This is a genomic window from Pontixanthobacter luteolus (assembly GCF_947494915.1).
Classification (GTDB): domain Bacteria; phylum Pseudomonadota; class Alphaproteobacteria; order Sphingomonadales; family Sphingomonadaceae; genus Pontixanthobacter; species Pontixanthobacter luteolus.
Genome location: NZ_CANLWR010000002.1, coordinates 636,698 through 660,459, shown reverse-complemented (window position 1 = coordinate 660,459; position 23,762 = coordinate 636,698). Strand labels below are relative to the sequence as shown.

The following is a 23,762-nucleotide window of genomic DNA, read 5'->3' as shown; positions in this document are numbered from 1 at the left end:
CGGCAGGAACGCGCCTGATTAATCCTTAAAGCGACTGTCGGCGCAGTTCGCGGGCCTTGGTCAGGATGATGTCTTCCAGCTTCTGAACCGTCGCTGCCTGAACCGGTGCGTCGACCCATGCGCCGCCTTGCGCGACCTGCCGGCTGGCTGCGACACGAAGGGCATCGGCACGCAGATCCTGATCGAGGATGGTGATCGTCATCTTCACGCGTTCACCGGCATTGCCGGGGTTCGTGTGCCAGTCGGTCACGATAACGCCGCCCGCGCTGTCTGCCTGCAGCAGCGGTGCGAAGCTGACCGTTTCCAGCGCAGCACGCCAGAGATAGCTGTTAACACCGATAGTGGTGACCTGCGATGCAGCCAGATCGGCTGTCGGGCGTTCCCGGCCGCCGCAAGCAGCAAGGCTTGCGATCGCGGCTGTGGCTAGAACGATGCGGGTCGTGTTTGTGCGCGTGATCATGGTGATTTCCGGATAATCCTGTCTTTGGCCTTTGCGCCTCTATAACCCGCCACAGCATTGCAGCAAGGGGCTGCGGCCTAGCGAAAGATAGCGCGTGAGCAATTGTGCGGTCGTACTGACTGTTTGGCGCTTGTGGACGATTCGCCCGTGAACCCTTGCTTAATCCGCTGCGAATCTGTGTGACTCCTGCAACAGTGACTCCACAGAACAGCTTCGGCCTGTGGAAAAGCTGGCAATGCTTTCGTCACAATCCTATCGTTTTGAATGACCTCAGCGACTCACGAGTCCCTTTTGGTCAGGAACAGTTAAGGCCCATATGGGTCTATAGAGGTAGAGGTAACCGAGCAGGTATCATGGCGAAGCCGGATAACAGCACTGGATTTGGCAAAGTGGCTCTGGCGCTCGTCGTCACGACCGGCATTGCCTTGGCTGTTCCGTCCGCCGGTTTCGCGCTCGGCGGCACTGACGACGCGGCCTCTTTCTCGGCAAACGATTTCGCCACATTCACCCCGGCCACGGTCGATCCTGCGCTGGCACAGCGTGTGGCGGCAAGCGTTCGGGCCAAAGGTCTCGATTTCAGTTTCACACCGGCCAGCAACACTGCAGCCCGTGACAAGACTATTACCGTCGCCGTTCGCGTCGACGATGAAACCGCCCGTGCAATTTCGGTCCGCTCCGCCATTTCGGGCGCGCAGACGCAGCAGGCCAGTTCGCGCAGCGTGACAATCGCGCCGACCCGTTACAATCTGGGTGTTGCACGCGGTTATCAAAGCTTCGCCAAAACCGAACAGGGCATTGCCACCGGTATTACGGCTTCTGGCCTCCGCAACGTGAAGATGCCCGATCTGGCGGCGTTCAAACCGTCCGAAGGCACGGCTGACAAGCCGAGCCGGTTCCAGCCGCGGATCGCGTTGGAGCAGGAAGGCAAGCTTGGACGCGCGCCTCGCACACTCGAAGGGCTTGGTGAACAATCGCTCGACCTTGGCGGTGCTTACCGTGTTGCCAAGAACCTGGACGTGACCGCAGGTGTTCGTCTGTCGCAGGAACGTGACCGCCTCGATCCGCTGACCGATAATGTTCAGGACAGCCAGGCTGTGTATGTCGGGACCCAGTTCCGCTTCTGATCGCGCAGCTCTGAACCAGAAATTGGTATGCAAGACCCCGCTTCGGCGGGGTTTTTCTTTGCCTACTCTCGCTGCCGTAGCGTAAAGATAGCGCTGCGGAGAGTTTGTAAGGGGTGAAATGCATGGCACGCGTAGCAATTGTAACTGGCGGGACCCGCGGCATCGGGCGCGCGATCTGCGAAGAACTGAAGCAGGGCGGCATGACGGTTGTCGCCAATTACGGCGGCAATGATGAAGCTGCCAGGAACTTCACTGCGGAAACCGGGATTGTGACCTACAAATGGGATGTCGGCGACCACCAGGCGTGCCTCGAAGGGTGCGCCAAGGTCGAACAAGAGGTTGGTCCGGTCGATGTTGTCGTCAACAATGCCGGGATCACGCGCGATGGCACGCTGCACCGGATGAGCTTCGACGACTGGAACGAGGTTATGCGGATCAACCTTGGCGGGTGCTTCAACATGGCAAAGGCATGCTTCCCCGGGATGCGCGAACGCGGCTGGGGCCGGATCGTCAATATCGGTTCGATCAATGGGCAGGCCGGGCAATACGGCCAGGTGAATTACGCCGCTGCGAAATCAGGCATCCATGGCTTCACCAAGGCGCTGGCCCAGGAAGGCGCAAAATTCGGCGTAACGGTCAATGCGATTGCGCCGGGTTACATCGATACCGACATGGTCGCCGCCGTACCCGAGCCGGTACTAGAGAAAATCGTCGCAAAGATCCCCGTGGGTCGGCTCGGCCATGCAGAAGAAATCGCCCGCGGTGTCGCATTTCTGTGCGCGGAAGACGCCGGATTTGTCACCGGTTCGACGATGAGCATCAATGGCGGGCAGCATATGTATTGACCGTGCGGAAGTGCTAGGGCCGACAAATGAGTGACGCGCCCTACCATCCGCCGGTGAAACGATCGATCCAGATCGAACGGCACAAGACCTCGATCAGCCTCGAGCCGCTGTTCTGGGATATGCTGAAAGACGCCGCCGCACGCGAAGGCGCGGCGATCAATGCGCTGGTCGCACGGATCGATGCGGAACGGATCAGGTCAGAGACACCGCCTGGGCTCGCCAGCGCAATTCGCGTCTGGCTGGTGACGAATTCCGCTTAATCGTCGCCGACGCGCTCGATGTCGGCACCGACCAGCTGCAGCTTCTCCTCCAGCCGCTCATACCCGCGATCAAGGTGATAGAGGCGGCGCACCTGCGTTTCGCCTTCTGCCGCAAGACCGGCAATCACCAGACTCATCGAAGCGCGAAGATCGGTTGCCATCACTTCGGCCCCGGTCAGCTTTTCAACGCCGCGAACAACAGCGGTGCGGCCATTGGTTTCAATGTTGGCACCCATGCGGTTCAATTCCGGCACGTGCATGAACCGGTTTTCGAAAATTGTTTCGGTCAGCACGCTGGTGCCTTCTGCCTTGCACAGCAGCGCCATCAATTGTGCCTGCATGTCGGTTGCCAGACCCGGGAACGGCGCGGTGGTCAGATCCACCGCCTTTAGCGGTGCGTTCGCTGCGACTGTCACGCCGTGCTTGTCGCTTTCCACCTCGACGCCGATATTCCGCAGTGCCTGCAGGCTGGAAATCATGTCGTTCGCCTCTGCGCCTTCCAGCCGGACTTCGCCGCCGGTGATCGCAGCCGCGCAGGCATAGGAGCCGGCCTCGATCCGGTCGGGCATGACCTTGTAAGTCGCGCCGTTAAGCCGTTTGACGCCGTTGATCGTGAGGTTGGAGGATCCGATCCCCTCAATCTCGGCACCCATGGCGACCAGCAGATTGCACAGGTCAACAATCTCCGGCTCGCGTGCAGCGTTGGTCAGCCGCGAGGTTCCGGTGCACAGAACCGCCGCCATCAAGGCATTTTCGGTAGCGCCGACAGATACAACGGGAAAATCATAATCCCCGCCTGGCAGCCCGCCATCGGGTGCGTGCGCACGAACATAGCCCTGCGCCAGTTCGATTTCCGCACCCAGTGCTTCCATCGCTTTCAAGTGCAGGTCGATCGGGCGGTTGCCGATGGCACACCCGCCAGGAAGCGAAACCGTTGCCTCGCCTGCCCGTGCCAGCATCGGGCCGAGCACGAGGATCGAAGCGCGCATCTTGCGGACCAGATCATACGGCGCGACGGTCGAGGTAAGGCGCGACGCTTCGAAAGTAACCACGCGGCCAAATTCCTCAGGCCGTTTCCCGCGAATACCGATCGAGGTGCCGAACTGGCCCATGAGATGCTGGAACCCATCGATATCGGCCAGCCGCGGAAGATTGCGCAGAGTGACCGGTTCCTCTGTCAGCAGAGCGCAGGGAATCAGCGTCAACGCAGCATTCTTCGCACCAGAAATCGGAATCGTGCCGGAAAGGCGGTTTCCGCCTCGAATAATAATCTTGTCCATCGCAGCGGTTTAGCCGGAATGACCGGGAGAGCAAGCGTCAGGTCAACGCTAAATCAGGCCGATTTCATCATGGCGCGGTTGACCGCCCAAGCGAGGCCAAGATAGGTCTGCGAATATGAACCAGCACAAACCGATCAAGAAAGCCGTTTTCCCCGTCGCAGGACTTGGCACACGGTTTTTGCCCGCGACCAAAGCCATCCCGAAGGAATTGCTCCCCATCGTGGACCGGCCGCTGATCCAGTATGCGGTGGATGAAGCGCGCGAAGCCGGTATCGAGCAGATCATTTTCGTAACCGGCAGGGGCAAGACAGCGATCGTCGAACATTTCGACGTCGCGTTCGAGCTGGAAACCACAATGGAAGAACGCGGCAAGGACATGTCCGTGCTTGAGGCGACGCGCGCGACTCCGGGCGATATCATCACCGTGCGCCAGCAGGTTCCGCTGGGCCTTGGCCATGCGATCTGGTGCGCCCGCGCGATTGTCGGCGATGAACCCTTTGCGATCCTTTTGCCCGACGAGCTGATGGTCGCGAAAAAGGGCGGCGGAACAGGCTGCATGAAGCAGATGGTCGAGGCGTATAATCAGGTTGGCGGCAATTTGATCAGCGTGCTGGAGGTTCCGCAAGATGAAGTGTCGAGCTACGGCGTCATCGACCCGGGTGCGGAAAACGGCGCGCTGACCGAAGTGAAGGGGCTGGTCGAAAAGCCGGCGATCGCCGAAGCTCCGTCGAACAAGATCGTGTCAGGCCGCTACATCCTTCAGCCCGAAGTCATGCGCACACTCGAAAATCAGGGCAAAGGGGCCGGCGGCGAGATCCAGCTGACCGATGCGATGGCGAAAATGATCGGCACCCAGCCCTTCAATGCCGTGACCTTCGAAGGCCGCCGTTTCGACTGCGGCAGCAAGGTCGGCTTCGTAGAAGCAACCTTGGCGCTCGCATTGGAACGGGATGATATGGGCGAGGAAATTCGCGCGATGGCCAAGCGGCTACTTGGCTGCTGATCAGTCGTCTGGGGCGTCTTCCGCCCTTAGTTTCTTCATCACGAAATCAAGCAATTCATCGTCAAAGTCCCAGGTCTGGAACATGTGTTTCGGATGAAGCGCCGCGTTGAGGCATTGCAGATGTACCCAGCCACCCTGTTTCGATGACGAGATGTCGTCTTCGTGGATGGTGATGTCGAGCATATGAAATGCGCCATCGCCCATCGGCTTGTCGCAGAAAATGCATGGTGAAGGATTAGGTGCGGGGCCTTTCTTCAGTTTGGGCGTTTTCTTGGCGCCGCCAACCGGTTTGTTCAGCCTCTCCATCAGTTCGGTAACCGCGCGGTTCCAGTCGCCTGACCCCTCTTCCGCCCAAAGTTCCACCAGTTCCCCCCGGCTCATCACGGCTGACAGATTTTCTCGCGCCTTGTTGTACAGCGCAATCGGGCATTTGCCGAAAGTGCTGATTTTGCCGGCCAAATCATCTGGCAAATCCTGTGAAGGATGGCCACGCATCGCGGCGATGCATTCAGCGGCCACGATCACGCTGCAACCTTCGTCGAGCTCGATAAATTCCGATCCCGCTGCCACCAATGCGCGCTCCACATCGGCGACGCTCTCGATCTCGAAAACGAAATCGAGCGCGCCGTCATTTTCAAACGAACCTGAACCCCAAGCACCCATAGAAAGACCCCTCCTGCCGCAGCCCAAGGCCAGGCAGAAGGGGTCATAGCACTGAAATTATTACCGATGCTAACTGGCGGGGCCGGATTTGTCCTTCTTGCCCGCGCTGTTAGGGTTCGGCTTGGCTTCGTTCACCTGGTCCGCCACGTCGGAGAGGATTTCCGTCAATGACGCAGGCTTGCCTGCCTCGCCTTCTGCCGGACCCTTCACAAGGCCGTTGAGCGAAGACCCATCGAGTCCCAACTCTTTCATCAGCCCATCCAGAACGGGTGCCTGGGCACGGTAGGACAGCGCAGCAGACACGGCATCGGATGCAAGATTGCCCGATCCGCCACCTGTTCCGGAACCCGCCGCGGCACTCTTTCCGCCGCCATTCTGGGTAAGGCCGTCGACCTGCACGATCTTGATCGAATCGATGGCTTCCATCGGCTTGGCGCTTTCGCGGATAACCTCCGGCAAGACCTTGAGCAGGGCGAGCTTGGTCTGAAGGCTGATCTGATCCATCGAAAGGATGTTGGCAGCTTCGTTGATTGCCTGCTGACCGGCGGCCTCCACTTCGAAGCGCACGCGTGCGGCTTCTGCGCGAAGCTTCTCGGCCTCGGCCTCACCCTGTGCTTCCAGCCTCAGCGCTTCGGCACGGTTCGACGCAGCATCCCTCTCGGCTTCCGCCTCGACCTTGACACCGATTGCCTCACGTTCCGCCTGCTTGGCGGCTTCGATCAGTTCGATCTTCTTCTGGCGTTCCGCGATTTCGCTTTCGCGGGCGGTTGAAACCTGTTCTTCCGCTGCAACAGCCTTGGCCCGCGCCTCGTCTGCTTCGGCCTTGGCCTGGCTTTCCTCGCGCGATTTGTTCTGGACGGCAATCTGCTGTTCCTGACGCGCAATTTCGAGCGCGCGAACCTGATCAATTCGCGCTTCTTCCACCATCCGGTCGGCTTCGATCTGCTGCGCATCGACCTGTTTCTTGGCCTCGATCCTCGCAGCGTCGGCCTCGCGGGTGCGTTCGGCCTGCTCGCGGGCAATTTCCGATGCCTGAGCGGCGCGGCGCACCTCGACTTCGCGTTCCTGCGCAAGACGTGCGTATTCCTTGTCGCGGCCAATCTCGTACGATTTGGTGTCCGCTTCGAGGTTCTTCGATTCCATTTGGACGCGCGTGTCCTGCTCGATGTCGTTGCGCAGTTTCTTGCGTGCCTCGATCTGTTCGGTCAGCTTCGTCAGGCCCTCTGCGTCGAAGGCGTTGTTGGCGTTGAAATGTTCGATCGATGTCTGGTCCAGCCCGGTTAGCGAAACCGATTCCAGTTCGAGCCCGTTCATGGCGAGATCGCTCGATGAAACCTGCTGCACCTTCTGGACGAAGTCGGCGCGTTGTTCGTGCAGTTCGTTCATGGTCATCCCGGCGGCGACAGAACGCAGCGCGTCGACAAACTTGCCTTCCACGAGATCCTTCAGCATTTCCGGCTGCATGGTGCGCTGACCCAGCGTCTGCGCGGCCATCGCGATAGCATCCGCATCCGGTTTTACGCGGACATAGAATTCTGCCTTCACATCGATCCGCAAGCGGTCGAGCGTGATCAACGCCTCTCCATCACGGCGCACAACGCTGAGCACCAGCGTGTTCATGTTTACCGGCATGGTTTCGTGGAAGATCGGGAACACCAGCGCACCGCCATTCATGACCACGCGCTCTCCGCCGAAACCTGTCCTGACAAAGGCGGTTTCTTTCGAAGCCCGGCGGTAAAGCTTGGTCAGGAAAATGACGATGGTGAGGAAGGCGAAGATCGCCGCCACCACCCCAATGACCCCGATATCTAGCAAGTTTTCCATATATTCTCCCTGTTGTTGAATGTGTTTCAGGTGACCGGCGACAGATTTCGCTCAGCCTGCGCCACCCCGTAAAATGTCTGTCCGTCGCGGCGGACGATCAGCAATTCGTCGCCCTCGTGCATCTCGCTGCTGCCTTCATGCGGCTCCACCATCACGTAGTGGACATGCCCGTGCCGATCGCGCACGCTTGCGCGCGCCGGATATCCTGCAGCCGATCGGCCATTGGTAATTTTCGCCCGGCGCCCCACGAGGCTGTCGAGACTAACCGCAGTCGTTTCATCCTGCGGGATGATCCGCGCCAAAGGACGAACGATCAGCGAAGTTGCCGGCACACTCGCTCCGAATGAAAACAGCGCGGCAAGCCAGCTGTAGAGCGGCGAACCGGTAAGATCGGCTGCAAAGGCCTGGATACTCAATCCGATCAGCGCGAACAGCAGCAGGAATACGATCAGCCATACTAGCAAAGGCACGCGCCCCAGCCCCAGCAACGTTGTAATCGCACCGCCGATTCCCGCGCTGCCGCTGACCGCATTCGCATCGGGACCCGCATCGAGATCAAGATCGACGTCGGCATCGAAACTGCCGATGCCGACAACCTGCAAAACGCCCAGCAGGGCCATGATTCCCAGCGCAATTGCGAAAGGCATATTGTAGTCGGAAAACAGGCTCACGAAATGCCGCCCAAGAACTCGTTTCCAAGTTCAGGCCCTCTCTTCTTATAGTTCTTTATCATGCCTCATTATCTACCATGAATGGCGATGAATTGACAGGATAATCGGGCGAACCGAGTACGGTTTCCGGACCGACTTCAAGGCTTTACGTAAGCGTCAGTCCACCGTCGACAATGATGGTTTGCCCCAGAATGTAGGAGGACAATGGGGAGGCGAGGAACAGTGCAGCGCCGGCAAGTTCGGATGGCTCACCGGTGCGCCGCAGGGGAATAGACCGAACGACCTGCTCGGTGCGCTTTTCATCATCGAAGGTCACTGCGGTCATCTTCGTTCTGACGTATCCGGGGGCGATCCCGTTTACCCGGATTCCATCCTGTGCCCATGCTGCGGCGAGGGTCCGGGTCAGAGCCACAGCGCCTGCCTTCGACGCGCCATAGGCCGGGTTACCGACCGTCGCATGAAAGGCCGCCGTCGAGCTGACGATGATCAGCGCGCCATTGGCTGCCGCCAGTGCCGGATGGAATTTGCGCGCGCAGTCCATGACCGAATTGAGGTTCACGTCGAGCACATCGTGCCATGCCTCGCGCTCGAATTCCGCCCGGTTATAGCGGACCGCGCCTTGGCACAGGATCAGGATGTCGAGGGATTCCATATCTGCCGCAGCATCTACCGCAGCGGGATCGGCAGCGTTGACCTGGGTATAATGCAGCCCCTCCAGATCGGACCCATCCTCGTCTGAATAATCGGCTGCGCTTGGCCGTGTGCCCCAGATATATACCTGCGCCCCATGCGCCCGCAGTGCCTGCGCCATGCCATTACCGATGCCGCTGGAACCACCGACGACCAGCGCGCGCTTGCCCGTGAAATCAAGCGCGCCGATCATGCTGCGGTGAACCTGATCGGGAGAGTTTTGAGCCCGCCGACAAAGGTCGACTTGGACCGGGCCGGCTCGCCCGCCAGTTCGATAGTCTCGAGCCGGTCCAACAAGGTTTCGAACAGGATTCGCATCTCCAGCCGCGCGAGGTGCAGGCCCAGACACTGATGCGCGCCCGCGCCAAACGCAAGATGGCGATTGGGTGTCCGCGCGGCATCGAAAGTGCGCGGATCGGCAAACTGTGCCGGATCATGATTGGCCGCGACATAATTGATCATCAGCCAGTCATCCTTGGCGATCTTCTGGCCGCCGATCTCGGTATCCTGCGCGGCGGTGCGCATGAAGTGCTGGACCGGGCTGGTCCACCGGATAGCCTCTTCGACGATCCCCGGCAGCAGTGATCGGTCCGCCTTCACTCGCGCAAATTGTTCGGGATCACGGGCCAATGCGAGCATCGCACCCGCAGTGGAGGCAGAGGTGGTGTCATGGCCCGCTGCGGCGACAATGATGTAGTAGCCCATCATGTCACGGTCATTCAGCGGCACCCCGTCCACCGTGGCATTGGCAATTGTGCTGGCAACGTCGCCGGTCGGATTGGCGCGCTTTTCCGCGGTCAGCTTGGCGAAATAAGACTCGAAATCCTTGACTGCCCCAGCGACCAGCTGTGTGATTTGTTCAGCTGTCATGTCTTTCATGCCGGAATGGTTCAGGTCTTCATCCTGACCGCCGAACAATTGCTGGGTCAGCATCAGCATTCGCGGTTCATCTTCTTCCGGCACCCCCAATATCTGCATCACGACGTGCAGCGGATACGGGGCCGAAACCAGGGGCACGAAATCGGTTTCGGGCCCTGCGTCGATCAGGCGCTGAACGGTATCTTGCGCGATTGCCCGGATTTCATCTTCGATCCCGCGCAGGTTCTTTGGCATGAACCATTCCTGCGTCAGCTTGCGGTATTTCATATGGATCGGAGCATCGAACGTAACGAGGCTCGCGACCATATGGGGGCTGCCGCCGGTCATCGCTTTCGCAAATTCGATGCCCTCGGTGAGAGAGAATACCACCGTTCGCGGGTTGTTGAGAAAGGTGGCATTGTCTTTCGATATTTGCATCACCTCGTCATAGCCGGTGACCAGCCAGAACGGATCGAAGATGCCTTCGTCGTCGGGCAGCACCTTCGTAACGGGTGAAGTGCTGCGGATGTCATCGAAGGTATTGAGCAGATTGTCCCAGTCGGCATAGGAGGCAGGGTCGATCACGGCGCGCGCCATGTCGCCCTGAATTGTCGGAACGTCGTTTGCCATCCTATGCCTCCCTTGCAGCTGCTGCCTTGTATTCTTCCTTCAGCTTGCGTTTGTAGAGTTTGCCGTTCGCCTCGCGCGGCAATTCGGCGCGGAAATCGAACTGGCGGGGCATCTTGATGCGGGCCAACTCTGCCGAAAGATGCTCGATCAGCTCCGCTTCCAGAGCTTCATTCGCGAGATCCATCGACACCGGCTGCACCACTGCGACGACGCGCTCTCCCATTTCTGGGCACGGCGCACCGATCACCGCAGCGTCCATCACCTTGTCATGCGTAACCAGCAGATTTTCCACCTCTTGCGGATAGATATTCACCCCGCCGGAGATGATCATATTGGATCGCCGGTCAGTCAGATACAGGAATCCTTCTTCGTCCAGTTTCCCGATATCGCCCAGCGTGGTCCAACCCTTGTGGTGGGTCGCCTCTTTCGTTTTGCCCTGGTCCTTGTGGTACTGGAAAGGATACGGGCTTTCGAAGAAGATCGCGCCTTCCTCGCCCACGGGCAGTTCTTCGCCGTCATCGCCGCAGATATGGATCGTGCCGAGGATCGCTCGGCCTACCGAACCACGGTGGCTCGTCCAGTCCGCGCTGCCGATCATGGTCATGCCATTGCCTTCGCTGCCGGCATAATATTCGAAGATGATCGGCCCCCACCAATCGATCATCGCTTCCTTGATATCGGCAGGGCAAGGCGCTGCAGCATGAATTGCGTGCTGGTGGGTCGACAGGTCGTAACGCGTCCTGATTTCTTCCGGCAGTTTGAGCATGCGTACGAAATGCGTCGGCACCCATTGGCTATCTGTAACGCGGTATTTCTCGATCGCTTCCAGTGCGGCTTCCGGATCGAATTTTTCCATCACCACAACCGTACCGCCGAGACGGTGGATCGTGGTCGACCAGCCGATCGGCGCTGCGTGGTAAAGCGGCGCTGGCGAAAGATACACGCTGCTGCCGTCATCCTTGATCTGGAAACCCATGGTAGCGAGGCCCATCAGCGGCGTCGGTGCCTGGACAGAGGGGTCTTCCGGCGCGGCGGGAAGAATTCCCTTGGGGCGCCCAGTGGTGCCTGAGCTGTACAGCATAACGCGCCCGGCAGACTGATCGCCGATTGGCGTGGCAGGCATTCTTGCCAGCACATCTTCGGCGCCTCCGCCGAAAACAAGTGTCGGCAATTTCGCGTCATGTTCCGGCAGATCGGCAACGATCCCATCGAACTTGCGCGACGTGATCAGCAGGCGTGCATCGCTGTCGTTCAGGATATAAGCGATTTCAGCTGCGGTCAGGTGCGTAGAAATCGGCACCAGCACCAGTCCTGACCGCTGCGATGCCCAGTAAATCTCGTAATAACGCGCGCTGTTTTCCATCAGCAGGCCGAAGGCATCGCCCGCCTGCAATCCTTGCTCACGAAGCCAGTGAGCTATCCGGTTCGCCGCTTCATCCAGCTGTTTGTAAGTGACGGTCTCTCCGCTGCCAGCCATGATAACGGCTGCGTGATCCGGTCTGGTCTGCGCGTGTTGTATTGGGTGCATATCGGTCCTCTTCCGAAACCCATACTATTCAAGCGCTGGCACCCGGCAAGCAAAAAGGGACCGCAAATGACAAAGGGCAGCGGATCGCTCCGCTGCCCTCTTTCCAAGACACCCTCTCCGATGTCTAACCCCGCTCTCCCGGGAACTTGATGTAGCGTTATTCTCCGCCGCGTCCGCCTTCGCCCATTGCGAGTGCGTAAGCCTGCTGCGCTTCCGTTTCGACCATATAGGGAATCGGGTTCACAGCCTGGCCTGCGATGCGGACTTCATAGTGAAGGTGCGGACCGGTCGAGCGTCCGGTCGAACCGACATAACCAATGATGTCACCTTTGCTGACACGCTCGCCATCGGCGACTGCGATTCGCGACATGTGAGCGAAACGGGTCTGCAATTTCGCGCCGTGTTCAATTGAAACAAACAGGCCATAACTGCTGAAACGTTCGGCCTTGCTGACGATGCCGTCGGCTGTTGCGTAGATCGGGGTGCCAGTGGGGGCAGCGAGATCGACGCCCTTGTGTGCGCGGCGCCCGCCAATCACCGGATGCGTACGCATGCCGTAATTGCTGGTCAGGTTCGCTTTCGCGAGCGGCATCCGCGATGGGATGGAAACGGTTGCTGCCGGTGCCGGTGCTGTCGCGGTATCGCCATCAAGCGATTCCCAACTGGCAAAGAGTTTCTTGAATTGCTGATCACCGCCGCCAAGCGTGGTTGACTGGGCATCGCGAACCGGAGCGGAAATGTCCGCGCTGGCTGCGCTGCTGTTTGCGTGAGCCGGGCTCGCTGCAATGCCGGCAACGGCAAGAGCGAGGGCAGCAAAACTGCGCTTGAATGAAAATGCGACCACTTATCGTCCTTTTTATGGGGTGCCGAAACACCCGAGGATCCCGTTTTTTGAGCTGGCTGACCCCCTAAAGACCTGCTGCTCGAAATTTTTTGAAACGGCTTTGGAACTTTCCTCCGCTTCGTTGATTGTTGGGGTAAGCCGAGAGTTCTTTACGAAGCAAGGCCGCTGTAGAAGTCTCGCGACAAACCGGCTGCAAGACGCGCCGAGTCGTTAAATGGCGCCTTCAAACCCCCTCTGAAATGTTCGCGAACCAAGGATTTCCAACGTTTTTGGGGCGATTCCCCGTTTTCGCGACAAATTGCGATAAAGTGCTTTGTCCCGATCGCTACGTGCCGGATTTCGTCGTCAAGGATTCGCGAGAGAATTTTTGCTCCGCCCGAATCGCCCTGTGACCTGACCCGCTCAAGCGTCGACGGAGTGACGTCGAGCCCGCGAGCCTCCAGCACCATGGGCACAATCGCCAGTCGTGCGCTGACGTCATGCGCAGTGCGCTCTGCCGTCTCCCACAGCCCTGCATGCGCGGGTAGCGCGCCGTAGCGGCTGCCCAGAGATCTGAGCTTTCGGTCGAGAAGTGCAAAATGCATCGCCTCGTCGGCAGCGACTGCCAGGAAATCGGCGACAAACTCCACCCCCATCGCGCCGCCAAAGCGCCCTGCCATGTCCAGCGCCAGATCGATTGCGACGAATTCGATATGCGCCAGTGCATGCCACAGTGCGATGCGCCCTTTTTCCGATCCGCCCTTGCCCCGGCGCGGCATGTGGCGCGGGTCCATCAGTTCGGGCTTTTCGGGCCATGCAGGGCAGCGCGGCATTGCTGCTGCCCCATCTGCCAAATCAAATTCCAGCCTGCCGTGACGCCATTGGCGCGCAGTGTCGCGTGCCGCCATTGCCTTGGCTCGCGGGTCGGCAGTTAATAGCGCGGCACGAATCGACGCGGCGAGTGAATTGCGGGAGGCTGGCATTAAACGGTGACGCAGGCTTCAGATGGATTTGGCCGCCGCAAGCACCTCTTCGGCATGCCCCTTTACCTTCACCTTGTTCCAGGCTTGCGCGATCTTACCGGTTTCATCCACCAGCAGAGTCGTGCGGACCATGCCCATGAACGTGCGGCCATACATCTTCTTTTCGGTCCAGACGCCAAGCTCGTCGGAGAGGCCGCCCTCTTCGGCATCGGTGGCCAGCGCCACAGTCAGGTCATGCTTGGCAATGAAGTTCTGGTGCTTCTTCGGCGAATCCTTGCTGACGCCGAGAATCGCGGTGCCAGCTTTTTCGAATTCGGCCTTCAGCTCGGAAAAATCCTTCGCCTCGGTCGTACACCCTGGCGTGTTGTCCTTGGGATAGAAGAAGATGACCAGTTTCCGGCCCTTGAAATCGGAAGGTTTGACGGTGCCGCCATCCGGGGTTTCCATCACGGTATCGGGAATCGTGGTTCCTGCTTCTGGCATCAGTTCAGCTCCAGCCTGTGTTCAAAAATATCGTGCCAGCAATCCGCAACCTGCCTGCGGGCCGAATCGAATTGCTCCATCAGGTCAGCGTAATTCCGGCACTGGCACGCTTTGGCAAGCGCAGTGGCCGCAGCGCCAGCCGGTTCGGCCAGATCGGGCGCCAGCAAACGTCCGGCGATCAACAAACGTGTCAGGTGATCATGCGCGTCCATCATGTCAGATGGAAGCTTATCCATCCGCGCAAGCTCGCTGATCGCGGCGCGCAAATCCGGAACCAATGCCGCGCCTTCACGCAGCTGGAGGAAGTGCGCCAGGAATTCCAGATCGACGAGACCGCCGCGCACCAATTTGGCGTCCAGCACCCCTTTGGCCGGTTTGTGCTGCGCCATTTCAGCGCGCATTTTCAGGACATCACTGCGCAGCACACCTGCGTCCCGTGGTGCAGAAAGCACGTCGGTGATTGCACCGGCGAGGACACTGCGGGCCTGATCCGATCCAACGATCGGGCGGGCGCGGGTGAGCGCCATGTGTTCCCACGTCCATGCGTCTTGCGCCTGATACCGCACGAAACTGTCGAGGCTAACGGCAAGCGGGCCTTGCGCTCCCTGGGGGCGGAGCCTCGTGTCGATTTCATAAAGTGCACCGTGAGCGGTCGGAACGCTGAGCGCCGCGCTCACCCGCTGGGCGAGCCGGTTATAATACAGCGTTGCGCCCAGCGGACGAGCGCCGTCCGATTCCTGTTCGTGAGAGCCTGTAAAAACGTAGACCATGTCAAGATCGGAGGCATGCGTTAACGCGCCGCCGCCCAGACGCCCGAGGCCCAGCACCACCAGTTCGCTGCCGCTTACCGTGCCGTGGGTCTTTTCGAATTCCTGCACGGCTGCGGTGACCGCGACATTTAGCCCCGCCTCTGCCAGCCGCGACAGGCCCGCAGCGATATCGAGCGGGTCATGCGCCCCTTCCATCAACTGCGTGCCCAGCGCAAAACGCTTTTCGCCGGTGACAATCCGGATGCGGTCGAGTGCGCGTTCGTAATCGGCACCCGCTTCGATGGGCGCCATTTGCTGGATCAATTCGACCACATCGCCGGGAAGATCAAACGCGCTGCGATCGATCAGACTGTCGAGCAAATCGGGCCGGCGCCCCAGCTCATCGGCCAGCGGACCTGCCAGCGTCAGGATGCGGACCAATTGTTCGAACAGACCCGGACGCGCTTCGAGCAGACGGAACAGATTGATCGCGCTCGGCGCCTTGGTCAGGAAATTCTCCCACCTCAGCAGCGCATGGTCCGGATCGGGTGCCTCTGACAGTGCCTCAAGCAGGGCAGGCAGGATCGCATCGAAGGCAGAGATGGCCGCAGGACTGCGCAGCGCACGGATGTGCCCCTCGCTCCACGATCTGATCCGAGTTGCAAGAGCAGCCGGGTCGGCGAAACCGAGCTGTTCCAGATTGTCCACCAAGGTATCACCATTCGGTGTTCCATCCGATCCGATGTCCTCGACATCGATCAGCCTGTCGTAGCGCGCGGCGACCCGGACGGTCAGCGCCGCGAGGTCATCGACCAAAGCGGTCGCATCCTGATAGCCGCCTAGCCGCGCGACATTGTCCAACGCCTCGCCCTCCGGCAGCGAATGTGTCTGCCGGTCATGCACCATTTGCAGGCGGTGTTCGATCACCCGCAGCCTGTCATACGATTCGCCCAGCATCGCCGCATCATCTGCACTGATGATCTCCGCCGCAGCTAGCGCGTCGAGCGCAGGGCGGGTGCCGCGCAGGCGCAGCGACGGATTGCGTCCGCCATGGATCAGTTGGTGCGTCTGGGCGAAAAATTCGATCTCCCGAATCCCGCCGCGCCCCTGTTTGACATTGAAACCGGGGCCGGGCTGCGACGCTCCTTTATGCGCCGTGCGAATCCGTGCCGTTAGCCGGCCGATTTCCTCGATCGCGCCAAAATCCAGACTGCGCCGCCAGACGAAGGGACGGATCGATTCGAGAAACTGTTCGCCAGCCGCGATGTCCCCTGCGGCTGAGCGGGCGCGAATAAAGGCGGCCCGTTCCCACGTCAGGGCCGAGGATTCATAGTGCGAAAGTGCAGCGCCAACCGGAATCGCCAGCGGGCTTACTTCCGACGCAGGGCGCAGGCGCAGATCGACGCGAAAAACATATCCTTCCGCCGTATTGCTCGACAGCATCTGGACAATTTCGCGCGCATAGCGCTGCGCCGCCTCGCCAGGTTCGTCGCGTTCGCGGCGGGGCAGGGTGTCAGGATCATACAGCAGGATCGGATCGATGTCGGAACTGTAATTCAGTTCACCCGCGCCATGCTTGCCCAGTGCCAGCGCAATCAATCCCGCAGGTTCCGCATCTGGCACGCGCTTGCGAATGACCGCGCCAATCGCACGGTCGAGCGCGCGGTCGGCAAGGCTGGACAGTTCCGCCATAACGCGGCCGACCGGAAGGGCGCCGGCAAGGTCCCCCAGCGCCAGCACCGCTGACAAGGCCAGCCGTTCGCGCCGCAGGCTAAGGCCGGTGTCTTCTATATCGCTGCCGGCGGCCTTCGCCGCCGCGATGGCATCCTCGTATTGACCCGCAGCCAGCATCGCTTCGATGTCCGGCATCCGGCCCAGAGCATTGCCCAGGAATGGTGAATGCCCGCGCGCACGATCAATCGCGGAAGTCCATCTGGCTTGATCGTCGGCCTCGCTCATCCGCATAGCCCTTGCCCCCTTTCGATTGCTTTGCAATGGAAGCGCATCGAAAAAATCTGAAAGCCCTTCGCAGGGAAGAGGAACCTCAATGATACGCACACTCCTTGCCGCCACGGCTGCCCTTTCGCTTGCTGCTTGCAGCGCCTCCAGCGCTGAGCTCGACATTCCCGAAGTGGAACCGGGCGAGCTGAACGAGCAGACCATGATCGATGTCACTCGCACTTTGTCATCCGACGAATTCGAAGGACGCATGCCGGGCAGCGCGGGCGAGGAGAAAACCGTCGCCCTGCTGATCGAGAAGTTCGCAGCGGCAGGTCTGAAGCCGGGCAATGGCGAAAGCTGGGTGCAGAAGGTTCCGCTGGTGGAAATCACTGGCAAGGATTTCGCCCCGCTGACGATTTCGGGCGGCGATGAAGATATCAGCCTGGAATATTCGAAGGACTGGGTCGGCGTAACCTACCGCGAAGATACGGCTACTTCGCTGGCAGACAGCGAGCTGGTATTTGTCGGGTACGGCATCAATGCCCCTGAACGCGGCTGGAACGATTACGAAGGCATCGACATGACCGGCAAGACTGCGGTCATCCTCGTCAACGATCCCGATTTCGGGGCGGAAACGCTGGAAGGCGATTTCAACGGCAAGGCAATGACCTATTATGGCCGCTGGACCTACAAATACGAAGAAGCCGCACGGCAGGGTGCCGCTGGCGCGATCATCATTCACGACACGGAACCGGCATCCTATGGCTGGAATGTGGTTGAAAGCAGCTGGTCCGGTCCGCAGGCCTATGCTCAGCGCGGCGAAAACGCACCGCCGCTGACGCAGATGAACGGCTGGGTCCAGATGGATGCGGGCAAGGCGATCCTTGCCGCTGCCGGGCAGGATTTCAGCGCGCTGGCATCGGCGGCAAAGGAAAAGGGGTTCAAACCTGTTCCGCTGGGCCTGACTGCCGCAACCAGTTTTTCCAACGACATCCGCAAGTTCGAATCGCAGAACGTGATCGGCATCCTGCCGGGCACGGAACGGCCTGACGAATACATCATGCACACCGCACACTGGGATCATCTGGGCCGCTGCACACCTGCCAGCGATGGCGATGACATCTGCAATGGTGCAGTCGACAATGCCACCGGCACAGCGGCTTTGGTCGCTCTGGCAGAAGCGCACGCGAAAGCTGGTGCCACCCCGCGCAGCCTGGTCTTTCTGGCCGTGACCGCGGAAGAATCAGGGCTGCTTGGTGCGGATTATTACGCCGCAAACCCGGTCTTCCCGCTTAGCCAGACTGTCGGCGGCATCAACATGGATGCATTCCTGATCGCCGGCCCTTCCAAGGACGTGACCGTGGTTGGCCCGGGCAAGTCGCAGCTCGACGAATTCCTCAACGCCGCGCTTGAGGCGACCGGGCGCACGCCCACGCCAAACCCCAATCCGGAAGCCGGCTATTACTACCGCTCTGACCATTTCGCCTTTGCGAAGCGCGGCGTGCCGATGCTGTATGTCGATGGCGGCGAAGACCTCGCCGAAGGCGGTACCGAAGCAGGCGCAGCCATTGCCATGGATTACCGGGACAACCGCTATCACGGTCCGAAAGACGAGTTTGACGAGAACTGGGACTGGTCGGGCGTGATGCAGGATCTGCAGCTGTTCTACCGCCTTGGCCGAATGATGGGCATGAGCACGAGCTGGCCCAACTGGAACGAGGGCGACGAGTTCAAGGCCACCCGCGACGAAAGCTGCGCCGCAGAGGGTGGCTGCTGAACGAGCAGGAAACAATCAGGACAGCCGGCTCATGACCTATCGCATGCCGCCCGAATGGGCACCGCAGGATTGGCTGTGGATCGGCTTTCCCCATGATGGCGACGAATGGTTCGGCTATCTGGCCCGCGCGCAGGAACAGATAGCCGCCTTTGCCAATGCCGTTGCCGAAAGCGGCCAGCAGGTTCGCCTGTTGGTGCGCGATGCAGCCAACGAAGCCCGCGCGCGCGAGCTGACCTGCGCCGCCGTGACGCTGGAACGACGCACCTATGGCGATATCTGGCTGCGCGACACCGGCCCGCTTGTATTGACCAATGGGACAGACCGGCTGGCCAAACGTTTCAGATTCAATGGCTGGGGCGGCAAATACGAAATGCCGGGCGACCAGACGATCGGCGCGGAAATCGCGCGCGACGCAGGTTTGCCGGTGGAAACCCATGACTGGATTCTCGAAGGCGGGGCGATCGACGGTGACGGGACCGGCCTGGTGGTCACGACCGAACAATGCCTGCTGAACCCAAACCGCAACCCGCAGCTGTCCCGCGCGGATATCGAGAGCAGGCTGAAATCCGATCTCGGCTTTGATCGGGTCTTGTGGCTGGGCGACGGCCTGATCAACGATCACACCGACGGCCATGTCGACAATCTCGCGCGGTTCGTCGCGGCAAACACACTCGCCGTGCCGGTTGCAACCGGATCAAAAGACCCGAATGCGGCAATCTATGCCGATGTGCGGCAACGGGCGCAGGATGCCGGGGTGGCAGTTGCCGACATCCCTTCCCCCGGTCTGATCACGCGGGCAGACCACATCGAACCCGCCAGCTATGCCAATTTCGCGATAACCAGCCATCTGGTGGTCGTGCCCACTTTCGGGTCTGTCCATGACCGGGAGGGGATAGAGGCAATTGCACAGCTGTTCCCGGATCGCGCGACAATCGGTCTGGCCGGTGATGCGGTGCTGGCAGGCGGCGGCGGGTTCCACTGCGCCAGCCAGCAGATGCCCGCGCCCTCGGGTTAACAAATTGTTAGCTTTGCACGCCGATAATATCGGCATGGCCAAAGCTATCGCCTATATCCGCAAGCCGGAAATGGACATCACCGCGCCGCTGCGCAGCGTGATCGTCACCGGCTGCGCGCTGGCCCTGATTCTGGCCGGAAACGCGCTGCCGTTCTGATCTGGTCTGCTTAAAGTCCGGCCTAATTAAGATCCGGCGCGGTCGCCTGATCTTTCAGCATCGCAATCGCATCTTCCAGCGACAGAAGTTTCTGATCCTTCTCGCCCAAAGTGCGGATGGCAACCGTGCGGTCCTCTTCCTCGCGCTTTCCAACCACCAGGATGTGCGGAACCTTCTTCAGCGAATGTTCGCGAACCTTGTAGTTGATTTTCTCGTTCCGGAGATCGGCAGTCGCACGGATGCCGGCGGCCTCGAGCTGCTGCAGCACTTCACTGGCATAGCCATCGATATCCGACACGATCGGCGCAACCACCGCCTGCGTCGGCGCGAGCCATACGGGCACCTTGCCCGCAAAGTGTTCGATCAGAATGCCGATAAACCGCTCGTATGAACCGAAGATCGCGCGGTGCAGCATGACCGGGCGGTGCTTGCCGCCATCTTCGCCGATATAGGTTGCATCGAGGCGTTCGGGAAGCACACGGTCTGACTGGATCGTGCCCACCTGCCATGTGCGGCCGATTGCGTCGGTCAGGTGCCATTCCAGCTTGGGCGCATAAAACGCGCCTTCGCCGGGCAGTTCTTCCCAACCATATTCCTCTGTTGCCATGCCGGCATCGATCACTGCCTGACGCAGTTCTTCTTCCGCCTTGTCCCAATCGGCATCGCTGCCAAAACGCTGTTCAGGGCGCAGCGCCAGCTTGATTTCGTATTTGAAGCCAAAGTCCTTGTAGACGCTGTCGGCGAGCTCGCAGAATTTGCGCGTTTCTTCCACCACCTGATCTTCGGTGCAGAAGATATGGGCGTCGTCCTGCGTGAACTGGCGCACGCGCATCAGCCCGTGCAGCGCGCCATGCGGTTCATTGCGGTGGCAGCAGCCCATTTCGCCCAGCCGGACCGGCAGGTCGCGGTAGGACGTGATCCCCTGCTTGAACACCAGCACGTGCGCCGGGCAATTCATCGGTTTCAGCGCCATCCAGTCGGCCTTGCCGCTGATCACCGGGCCTTCATCTTCCGTATTCGGCACTTCGTCGGGAATCACGAACATGTTTTCGCGGTATTTGCCCCAGTGACCGGACTGTTCCCACTGGCGAGCGTCCATGACCTGCGGCGTCTTGATTTCGCGGTATCCGCCGCCATCCATCTTGCGCCGCATATAGCCTTCCAGCTCGCGCCAGATCTTGTAGCCCTGCGGATGCCAGAACACGCTGCCATGCGCCTCTTCCTGCAGGTGGAACAAATCCATCTCGCGGCCCAGCTTGCGGTGGTCGCGCTTGGCTGCTTCTTCCAGCCTCATCAGATGCTGGTTCAGCTGTTTCTTGTTCAGCCAGCCCGTGCCGTAAATCCGTGTCAGCTGCGCATTCTTCTGGTCGCCGCGCCAATAGGCACCGGCGACCCGCATCAGCTTGAAAGCCTGCGGATCAAGTTTTCCCGTGCTGGGCAAATGCGGGCCGCGGCACATATCCATCCAGTCTTCGCCCGACCAATAGACCGTCAGTTCCTCGCCCTCGGGCAGTTCGGCGGCCCATTCGGCCTTGAACGTCTCACCGTCGGCGTTCCATTTGTCGATCAGATCCTGCCGGCTCCACGCTTCACGGCGCAGCGGCTTGTCGGCCTTGATGATCTCGCGCATCTTTTCCTCGATCGCGGGGAGGTCGTCCATGCCGAATGGGTCACGGCCCTCAGGTGCCATGACGTCATAGTAAAAGCCGTCGTCTGTCGCGGGGCCAAAGGTAATCTGCGTACCCGGCCACAATGCCTGCACCGCCTCTGCCAGAATATGGGCGAAGTCGTGGCGCGCCAGTTCCAGCGCATCTTCCTCGTCCCGCGACGTCACCAGCGCCAGTTCGGCGTCGCCGTCAAACGGTCGGCTCAGATCGCGCAGTTTGCCATCAATGCGTGCCGCCAGAGCAGCCTTTGCAAGACCCGGCCCGATCGCCGCAGCGACGTCAGCAGGGGTCGAGCCTTCGGGCATTTCGCGCACCGATCCATCGGGAAGGCTGATTTTGAACATTTCACTCATCGAATTTATCCGTATCCGTTTGGCGTAACCGTATCCGCGGCCATGGCAGAACTGTGCACGCACCGAAAGTGCCGGTGTTGATCAAATTCGCGATTTCGGGAGGTAACACCGGACCGCCCGAAACCGGGCGGCGGTGACTTGCCTAACGCGCAGCCAACCGCCCCCGGACAATCCGGGTGGTAGTGGTGGTGGTCGTTTCAAGCCGATTGCTCATGCCAGCGAGATAGGCCCGCAAGGCTTTCAAATCAACTAATGGCAATTCAACCGCCCACGAATCAGCCGATGGTAAGGGCATGATTGCCCGCCAGTGTCGACAGGCTCGTCGTGGACGCCAGAGCCGTAGACCGCGACCGTACCGTGTTGAGGAAGCGGTATTCCGATGTCGCCCTGTCCGGGGTGAGCGTGACCGACATATAGCCGCGCTGCCCGGTGTCGGCCCATTTAAGCTGCGCGTTCGTACGCACCGCCTGCGCGGCGAAATCGGACGGCTTGATCCACGGCAGATACCCCTCTGCACCCGGGGATGTTACCGAATGGCCGGCAAATTCCACGCCCGCCTTCGCCCCCAGATTGGTCAGTTCAGAAGCCCAGCCATTGTGGCTGTCGCCCGCCAGGACGATCAGGTTTGCGTCCGCCTCCTGCGCGGATTTCAGCAGGCGTTCGCGCGCGGCCGGATAGCCATCCCATGCATCCATGTTGAACGGCAGCCCGGCCTGACTGGTGAGGACACCGGCCAGGATACGCTTGCGAATATAATCCGGCACCGCATCGGTCATGCCCTGCGCAATATCGGCCGATGTCTGCAGGCTGGTCATCACGACCTGTTGCAGCAGAACCTGCCAGGTCTTGCCGCTGGTGCGAGAGGATTTCAGCCCGTTGGCCAGCCATTCTTCCTGAATATCGCCCATCAGTGTGCGTGAAGGATCGCGCCATTCGCCGGCTTCAAAGCTTTTCAGGGCCGCGAAGATGCGCGAAGGATCGGTGCCGCCGCGCGCCACGATATCGCCAAGGTCGAATGGTTTGCTGCGCGCCTGCAACCGGGTTTCAAGCCGGAATAAGGTCGCTAGGTCACCAATCTCGTACGCCGCCCACGGTTCATCGGATACCGGCATCCAGTCACGCATCGCCCTGACGGCGGCGCGCTTGCGGTCTTCCCACGAACCCTCTGTCTCGGGCTGGTGATTCTCCGCCCCGTCGCGGTAGCTGTCATTGGCGCTTTCGTGATCGTCGGGCACGTGGATCATCGGGAACAACTGGTGCACCCGCTGCAAATCGGGGTCCGCGCGGTAGGTAGCGTAGCGGGCGCGGTAATCGGCCAGCGCAACGATTTCCGTCGCCGGCATCAATGTCCGGCCCGGCAAAAGCTGCTCTTTCGACGGGTACGTACCGAGGCCGTATTCATAAAGATAATCGCCAGTGTGCAGCACAAGGTCGGTATCGTCAGACTCTGCAAGATGGGCATAGGCATTGAACCAGCCGAAGCCGATATTCGAACAGCCGACTACTGCCAGTCGGAAACTTGCTGTCGGGCCGACCGGCAAGGTCCGGGTCCGCCCGATGCACGATGCTTCCCCATCGGGAGCGATAAAACGAAAATAATACCATTGGCCGGGGGCCAGCCCTTCGACCTTGGCTTTGGCACACCAGTCGCGATCTGCGGATGCGGTCGTTTCTCCGCCGGCAACGATGTTTGCGAAATTCCCGTCGCTTGAAAGTTCATAGCGCAGCGCCGTGTCCTGCGAGGCCCGATAGCGCGTCCAGAGTAGGATACGGTCCGGCCCGGGCTCCCCGCTCGCGACGCCGTGGGTGAATCCGCCGCGCGACTGGGCGGCCAAAGGCGCGGCTGCGAGGCCGCCGGCAAGTGCCGCAAAACCAAATAGCGAACGGCGCGAGAGGGACGGCGAAAAGGGGGCTTCAGGATTGCTCATATTCCGGTTTCTACGCCTTTCCAGTGACAGTTCAATGGCGCGCATGGTCA

21 protein-coding genes are annotated in these 23,762 nt (G+C 60.3%); 7 read left to right on the top strand and 14 right to left on the bottom strand.

The window, feature by feature from the left end; translation table 11 throughout:
* Positions 1-25: 25 nt before the first annotated feature.
* Positions 26-460 carry a DUF3576 domain-containing protein gene (locus tag PO778_RS12095; protein ID WP_160731000.1) on the bottom strand — a complete coding sequence of 145 codons (435 nt, stop codon included), beginning with the start codon at positions 458-460 and terminating at the stop codon, positions 26-28.
* Between the two features lie 353 nt (positions 461-813).
* Between PO778_RS12095 and PO778_RS12090 the strand changes: the two genes are divergently transcribed.
* From PO778_RS12090 to PO778_RS12080, 3 genes are all read left to right on the top strand, one after another.
* Complete coding sequence (locus PO778_RS12090) at positions 814-1,584, top strand: hypothetical protein (RefSeq protein ID WP_271439813.1); 771 nt, start codon at positions 814-816, stop codon at positions 1,582-1,584.
* A gap of 122 nt (positions 1,585-1,706) precedes the next feature.
* Positions 1,707-2,429, top strand: coding sequence for an acetoacetyl-CoA reductase (gene phbB / locus PO778_RS12085; RefSeq protein ID WP_160731002.1), 723 nt, complete (start codon positions 1,707-1,709; stop codon positions 2,427-2,429).
* Between the two features lie 26 nt (positions 2,430-2,455).
* Positions 2,456-2,689 carry a ribbon-helix-helix domain-containing protein gene (locus PO778_RS12080; RefSeq protein ID WP_271439812.1) on the top strand — a complete coding sequence of 78 codons (234 nt, stop codon included), beginning with the start codon at positions 2,456-2,458 and terminating at the stop codon, positions 2,687-2,689.
* Here the strand turns inward: PO778_RS12080 and murA are convergent.
* The gene (gene murA / locus PO778_RS12075) at positions 2,686-3,969 is read right to left on the bottom strand and encodes a UDP-N-acetylglucosamine 1-carboxyvinyltransferase (RefSeq protein WP_160731004.1); all 1,284 of its coding nucleotides are present in this window, start codon (positions 3,967-3,969) and stop codon (positions 2,686-2,688) included. The genes PO778_RS12080 and murA overlap by 4 nt on opposite strands.
* Before the next feature lie 115 nt (positions 3,970-4,084).
* On the opposite strand from murA, the gene galU reads away from it, so the two are divergent.
* A complete protein-coding gene (gene galU, locus PO778_RS12070; protein ID WP_271439811.1) occupies positions 4,085-4,972 on the top strand; it encodes a UTP--glucose-1-phosphate uridylyltransferase GalU in 888 nt (295 codons plus the stop codon).
* On the opposite strand, the gene PO778_RS12065 is transcribed toward galU, so the two are convergent.
* The 10 genes from PO778_RS12065 to PO778_RS12020 form a co-directional block, all read right to left on the bottom strand.
* A complete protein-coding gene (locus PO778_RS12065) occupies positions 4,973-5,635 on the bottom strand; it encodes a DUF4259 domain-containing protein (protein ID WP_271439810.1) in 663 nt (220 codons plus the stop codon).
* A gap of 69 nt (positions 5,636-5,704) precedes the next feature.
* Positions 5,705-7,459 carry a flotillin family protein gene (locus PO778_RS12060; RefSeq protein WP_271439809.1) on the bottom strand — a complete coding sequence of 585 codons (1,755 nt, stop codon included), beginning with the start codon at positions 7,457-7,459 and terminating at the stop codon, positions 5,705-5,707.
* Positions 7,460-7,485: 26 nt separating this feature from the next.
* Positions 7,486-8,130 carry a YqiJ family protein gene (locus tag PO778_RS12055; protein ID WP_271439808.1) on the bottom strand — a complete coding sequence of 215 codons (645 nt, stop codon included), beginning with the start codon at positions 8,128-8,130 and terminating at the stop codon, positions 7,486-7,488.
* A 145-nt stretch (positions 8,131-8,275) separates the two neighbouring features.
* Positions 8,276-9,013 (bottom strand): SDR family NAD(P)-dependent oxidoreductase, encoded by a 738-nt coding sequence (locus tag PO778_RS12050; protein ID WP_271439807.1) that lies wholly within the window; start codon positions 9,011-9,013, stop codon positions 8,276-8,278.
* Positions 9,010-10,308: a cytochrome P450 gene (locus PO778_RS12045; protein ID WP_271439806.1), complete on the bottom strand. Its 1,299-nt coding sequence runs from the start codon at positions 10,306-10,308 to the stop codon at positions 9,010-9,012. The genes PO778_RS12050 and PO778_RS12045 overlap by 4 nt, the downstream gene beginning before the upstream one ends.
* Before the next feature lies 1 nt (position 10,309).
* Positions 10,310-11,836 (bottom strand): acyl-CoA synthetase, encoded by a 1,527-nt coding sequence (locus PO778_RS12040; protein ID WP_160731011.1) that lies wholly within the window; start codon positions 11,834-11,836, stop codon positions 10,310-10,312.
* A 157-nt stretch (positions 11,837-11,993) separates the two neighbouring features.
* Complete coding sequence (locus PO778_RS12035; protein ID WP_160731012.1) at positions 11,994-12,680, bottom strand: M23 family metallopeptidase; 687 nt, start codon at positions 12,678-12,680, stop codon at positions 11,994-11,996.
* Between the two features lie 149 nt (positions 12,681-12,829).
* Positions 12,830-13,642 (bottom strand): ferritin-like domain-containing protein, encoded by an 813-nt coding sequence (locus PO778_RS12030; RefSeq protein ID WP_271439805.1) that lies wholly within the window; start codon positions 13,640-13,642, stop codon positions 12,830-12,832.
* Between the two features lie 18 nt (positions 13,643-13,660).
* Entirely contained in the window at positions 13,661-14,125 is a 465-nt protein-coding gene (locus tag PO778_RS12025; protein ID WP_271439804.1) for a peroxiredoxin, read from the bottom strand.
* The gene (locus PO778_RS12020; protein ID WP_271439803.1) at positions 14,125-16,833 is read right to left on the bottom strand and encodes a bifunctional [glutamine synthetase] adenylyltransferase/[glutamine synthetase]-adenylyl-L-tyrosine phosphorylase; all 2,709 of its coding nucleotides are present in this window, start codon (positions 16,831-16,833) and stop codon (positions 14,125-14,127) included. Before PO778_RS12020 ends, PO778_RS12025 begins: the two co-directional genes overlap by 1 nt.
* An 88-nt stretch (positions 16,834-16,921) precedes the next feature.
* Here PO778_RS12020 and PO778_RS12015 point away from each other — a divergent pair, with 88 nt between their 5' ends.
* From PO778_RS12015 to PO778_RS12005, 3 genes are read left to right on the top strand one after another with little or no spacing between them, the layout of a single operon-like run.
* Positions 16,922-18,592 carry a M28 family metallopeptidase gene (locus PO778_RS12015; protein WP_271439802.1) on the top strand — a complete coding sequence of 557 codons (1,671 nt, stop codon included), beginning with the start codon at positions 16,922-16,924 and terminating at the stop codon, positions 18,590-18,592.
* 31 nt (positions 18,593-18,623) lie between these two features.
* On the top strand, positions 18,624-19,607 hold the full coding sequence (locus PO778_RS12010) for an agmatine deiminase family protein (RefSeq protein ID WP_271439801.1): 984 nt from the start codon (positions 18,624-18,626) through the stop codon (positions 19,605-19,607).
* A 34-nt stretch (positions 19,608-19,641) separates the two neighbouring features.
* A complete protein-coding gene (locus tag PO778_RS12005) occupies positions 19,642-19,764 on the top strand; it encodes a hypothetical protein (protein WP_271439800.1) in 123 nt (40 codons plus the stop codon).
* A 22-nt stretch (positions 19,765-19,786) separates the two neighbouring features.
* On the opposite strand, the gene thrS is transcribed toward PO778_RS12005, so the two are convergent.
* A complete protein-coding gene (gene thrS / locus PO778_RS12000; RefSeq protein ID WP_271439799.1) occupies positions 19,787-21,784 on the bottom strand; it encodes a threonine--tRNA ligase in 1,998 nt (665 codons plus the stop codon).
* A gap of 275 nt (positions 21,785-22,059) precedes the next feature.
* Positions 22,060-23,712, bottom strand: a complete 1,653-nt coding sequence (locus PO778_RS11995) for an alkaline phosphatase D family protein (protein WP_271439798.1) — start codon at positions 23,710-23,712, stop codon at positions 22,060-22,062.
* Between the last annotated feature and the right edge of the window lie 50 nt (positions 23,713-23,762).